Annotated in this window: 4 protein-coding genes; 1 reads left to right on the top strand and 3 read right to left on the bottom strand. The window is 73.6% G+C overall.

Going from position 1 to position 4,709, the window contains the following annotated elements:
* Positions 1–126: 126 nt before the first annotated feature.
* From ACWEVO_RS30485 to ACWEVO_RS30475, 3 genes are all read right to left on the bottom strand, one after another.
* Complete coding sequence (locus ACWEVO_RS30485; RefSeq protein ID WP_452310918.1) at positions 127–2,610, bottom strand: AAA family ATPase; 2,484 nt, start codon at positions 2,608–2,610, stop codon at positions 127–129.
* A 111-nt stretch (positions 2,611–2,721) separates the two neighbouring features.
* Entirely contained in the window at positions 2,722–2,943 is a 222-nt protein-coding gene (locus ACWEVO_RS30480) for a hypothetical protein (protein WP_452310917.1), read from the bottom strand.
* A gap of 222 nt (positions 2,944–3,165) precedes the next feature.
* Positions 3,166–3,660 carry a hypothetical protein gene (locus ACWEVO_RS30475; RefSeq protein ID WP_452310916.1) on the bottom strand — a complete coding sequence of 165 codons (495 nt, stop codon included), beginning with the start codon at positions 3,658–3,660 and terminating at the stop codon, positions 3,166–3,168.
* Between the two features lie 99 nt (positions 3,661–3,759).
* Here ACWEVO_RS30475 and ACWEVO_RS30470 point away from each other — a divergent pair.
* On the top strand, positions 3,760–4,709 hold a 950-nt coding region (locus ACWEVO_RS30470), incomplete at its 3' end, for an N-6 DNA methylase (protein WP_452310915.1).

Here is a 4,709-nt window from a genome sequence, read left to right as displayed (position 1 = left end):
CGAGCCGGATGAGGCAGGCGCACGCCCGGGGCCACCAGCCGGCGGTGACCGCGGCCGCGCCGAGTTCGCCGGCGCCGCGCAGCATCTGGTCGGCTGCCTCCAGGCAGCGCTGCGGCGTCGGCGCGGTCACGACCGGACCTCCGTCCCGTTGCGGGGTCCGGGCACGGCGGCGACCTGGCCCCGCAGCGCTTCGGCGAGGTAGCGGGCGTCCGCGACCAGTTCGGGAAGGTCGAACAGGTACGCCCCGTGTACTCCCTCCTTGCACGCCTTGTACGCGCCGACTGCCCGCGGCCCGTGTCGGCGGCTCAGGTACCCGAGCACGTCGCCGCCCCGGTCGGCGTCGTCGAACAGCGCCAACGCGACCGTGGTGGTCAGCCGCCGGGAGGCGGCCACGACGGCGGCTTCGATGTCGTCGTGGGGCACACCGCGTGCGACCTGTCGCCGCCAGACGATCCGGTGGCAGGTCGCCTCGATCGCCGAGCGGCACAGCTCCGCCACCACGGGCCCGCGCACCTCCGCGGCGACCTCCTCGGTGCGGGTCAGGGCGTCCGCGTCGTCGAGGTAGCGGGTGACCGGGTCGGAGCCGGGTCGCAGGGTCACCACCGACCGTTCCGCGCGGGTCACCTCGACGATGCGGGATTGGCCCAGGTCGAGGCGGGCGAGGGCGTCGGGCAGTCGGGTGTCGTGGGTGAAGACCACCACCTGCCGCTGCTCGGCCAGTTCGGCGAGGACGCGGGCTAGGCCGTCTACCTTGGCGGGGTCCATGCTCTGCACGGGGTCGTCGACCACGATGAACCGGAACGGGCTTTCCGGTGCGCAGCCGCGCGGTAGGAACGTCGCCAGCCCGAGGGCGTGCATCTCGCCCTGGCTCATCACTCCGAGCGCGGTGCCGTTGTCGGTGCCGTCGACGCTGACCGGGATCACCACCCGCCGGCGGGTGTTGGCACCCTCGAGGGTCATCGCGCCGAGTTCGACGTTGCTTTCCTGGCGCAGCTGCGCCCAGATCCGCTGCGAGTGCTCCGCGAACGGCGCCACCCGCTGGTTGCGCAGTTCCGCGCCGGTGGCCTTGAGCCACGCTCGCGCCGCCTTCACCCGGGCGAGGGTCTGTTCCCGCTCCGGCAGCGTTCCGGCCGCGGCGATCCAGGTCCGCAGCTGGTCGGCTGCCGCCTGCCAGCCGGTGTCGCGCCGGCCGAGCAGATCCTTCGCGTACGCCTGCGCGGTCTGCGCCGCTGCGAGGACCGCCGGGTAGCGGGCGGTCAGGTGGTCGGCCAGGTCCTCCGGCCCGCCCGGCGCCCTCCGCAGCGCCGCCGTAGCCGCCTGCAGGTCCTCGACCGGCACCCCGGCGGCGTCACCGTCGGGCACGTCGAGGTCGTCGATGAGGTAGTGCGCCCGCTGCAGCAGCGCGGTCAGCCGCGCCGCGGCGGCCTGGGCGGCGAGGGTGCGGTCGCGCAGCTCGGCCAGGGACGCGGCCGCGGTGGTCCGCCAGTCGCCGTCGAGGCTGCCCGTGGCGCAGACCGGGCACGGCCCGTCGCCCTGGTCGTCGTGGTGCTCGATGGCCAGCCGCAGCAGTTCGGCGCTGCGCAGCGATGCCCGCGACCGGCCGCCGTCGTGCCGGCGGGCGTCGGAGGCGGCCTCCCGCAGCTGCCCGGCGAGCCGATCAACCTCGTCGGCGTCGGGCAACTGCATCGCCACCAGGCGGCGGCACAGCAGCACGGCCTGGTCGGCGGCCGGGTCGTCGGGCTCGTCGAGGATCGTGGTCAGCGCCGCCAGGTCGGGACGGGTGACGAGCAGCGCCGCCGCCCGACGGGCTCGGTCGTCTGCCACCTGGGACAGGGCGGCGGCCAGGGCGCCACGCTGGGCGCGCACCTCTTTGATGGCGGCGTCGAGAGGCCGCGCGGCGGCCATCAGGCGGCGGTCGGCGTCGGTGATCGCCTCCAGGCCGAGGATGGCGGAGATCGCGTCGAACAGCTGGCTCTGCGTGCCGGCGGTGAGCCGGCCCAGCTCCGCGGCGGTGAGGAACGGCCGGTAAAGCTCCAGCGGCCGCGCCAACCCCAGCTCGGCGAGATCCTGATGGGTGCCGTGCCCGCTGGTGACGGTCACCTCGGCCTCGCCCAGGTCCGCCCCGGCCGGCCACTCGCGGATCACCTGCGTGGGCGGGGCGACCCCGTCGACCCGCAGGTCGACGGCGATCCGGCAGGGGTCGGGAGCGTGCAGGTTGCGCCACCCGGTACGCCACACGCTGTTGCGGTCGGCCCAGCGGGCGCTGTCCCCGGTCAGGGCCAGCTCCACCGCTTCCGCGAAGCTGGACTTGCCGGAGCCGTTGCGGCCGACCACCACGGTCAGCCCCGGGCCGGGCTCGATGGCCAGGGTGCGCTCCGGGCCGACGCCGCGGAACCCGGCGACGGTGACCGACGAGAGCCAGATCCGCTCCCGCGGCTCGTCCGCCGTCGTGCGCTGCGGCGTCAGCGCCGTCGGTTCGCCGGCGAGCGCCGCGTCCAGGTCAGCGTCGCTGCTGAGGGCGGCGAGGACCACCTCGGCGGTGTCATCGGGTACGTGGTCGGTGGCGAGCCGGTCGAAGATCAGCTCCACCAGGGGTTCGGTGCGGTTCATCAAGCGACCTCCACTGAGGCGGGTGGGGGAAGGGCGTGCCGCGCTGACGCCACGGCTCGACCCGGTGGTGGTGCGGCAACGCTCGGTGATTCCCTATTTGTGGATCGCTGGTCAGGCGGCGAGCGCAACGTGCCATTCGCGCAGAAACGCCTCAACCAGGGCGTGGGGCCGGGCCTGCACGTCGAACGGCTCCTCGACCCGGCGGCGCGCCATGTGCGCCAGGCTGTCGGCGGCCTCGTTCAAGGCGTGGTGGGCGTGTGCCTTGACGTGCGCGAACGTCAGAACCGAGCGTGCGCCGACCAGCTCGGCGAGCCAGACCAGGGTGGGCTTCATCCCGTTGGGCCGCAACTTCGCTCTCGCTGGTGGGTCGCGGTCGGCGCCGCGATGCTGTCGCTCCTGAAGTCGCTGGTTGTCGGCGGCCGGCGGCGACCCGGACTCGCCGTCGCTGGTCGCAGGCGAGCAGTACACCCGGGCCTAGACCCAGCAGCCAACCACCAGCGCCCGCTCTCCCGCGGGAGGGCGGGCGCTGCTTGCTGTGTCCGGCGGGCGTTCCCGCTACCGCAGTTCCTGCACGGTGATCGTCCACGTGCAGTTGGCCGCCTTCACATCAAGGTAGTATTCACCCTCGCCGCCGGCCAGCTCGGTCGTGTCCTTCCCGGCGGCATCCGCCATCACCTCGGGGAAACCGCCATCCTTCGCCAGGCTCGTCCCCTTCTCCATGACGTAGATGGCCGCCGTGGCGAACTGGCCGCCCTTGATGGTGTAGGTGAGCCTGGCCTGTCCGTCGCCGAGGTGGAACACCTGGCCGCGCTTGTTGCCGGAGCCCTTCAGGGTGGCGACGGTCTTCCACGTCGGCTTGGCCGGAGCCTTGGTGGCGGGGGCCGTGGTGGTCGGCGTCTTGGCGTCCGGGGCCGTGGTCTCGGCGACCCGCGCCGCGTCAGCCTTGGCGGTGGTACTGGGGGCGGACGAGGTGGGCGCGGTGCTGCCGGCGCCGCAGCCGAGCGCGACGAGGCCGGTGGCGATCAGGGCGAGAGTGGTGACCTTGCGCATCGTTTTCCTCCTGCTGTGAACGTTGCGGCGTCAATGAGAGCATCATCCGTGAACACTGTCAACATGCATGTCGCTTGACAGGTATGACACACTCCGAACGTGCAGGAGACACCGACCATCACCGCAGCGGAGATCGCCCGGCTCGCCGGTGTCGGTCGGGCCGCAGTCAGCAACTGGCGCAAACGGCACGCCGACTTCCCCGCCCCGGTGGGCGGCACCCCGGCCAGCCCCGAATTCGATCTGACCCAGGTCGAGCAGTGGCTCCGCGCCCAGGGCAAACTCCCCGAACTGGCCACCGCCGACCGGCTCTGGCAGCACCTCGCGGCGGCCAGCGAATCCCCGGCTGCTGGCCTCGCTGCCGTCGGCGCTCTGCTGTTGGCTCGGCAACGCGGGCAACGTGCCCCCCGCCCGGCCGACCCGAACCTCAAGCCCCTGCTGCCCGACATCGACGCACTCGCCGACGAGCTGGGCCCCCAGGGCGCCTTCGACGCGCTGTGGCAGCGGTTCTCCGCACCCGGCCCGGGCCGTCCGTTTGCCACCCCCGATGACCTCGCCGACCTCATGGTCGGGCTCGCCGGCGTCGGCGGCGGCTCCGTCCTCGACCCTGCGGCCGGCTCCGGAGCCACCCTCCGCGCTGCCGTCCGCGCCGGCTGCACCTCCGCATACGGCCAGGAGCTCGACGAGGACCTCACCCGGCTCGCCGGACTGTGGCTGGCCCTACGCGAGGTGCCGGGGGAGGTGTGCGCCGGCGACTCATTGCGCGCCGACGCCTTCGCCGGGCGCACCTTCGACGTCGTCGTCTGCCACCCACCCTTCGGCGCCGCCAACTGGGGCGATGAGGAGCTCGGCCACGACCCACGCTGGATCGTCGGCACCACCCCGCGTACCGAACCGGAGCTGGCCTGGGTCCAGCACGCCCTGGCCCACCTCCGGGCCGGCGGGCACGCCGTACTGCTGATGCCGCCCACCGTCAGGTGCGGGCGGCCATCGGGTCGGCCTTGTCCCGCCAGTGTCCGTCCGGGCCGAGGATGCGGTACTTGTAGCGGGCG

The organism is Micromonospora sp. NPDC003776 (assembly GCF_053605645.1).
The sequence above is the reverse complement of the archived record's forward strand: the minus strand, read 5'-3'. Positions and strand labels throughout refer to the sequence as shown.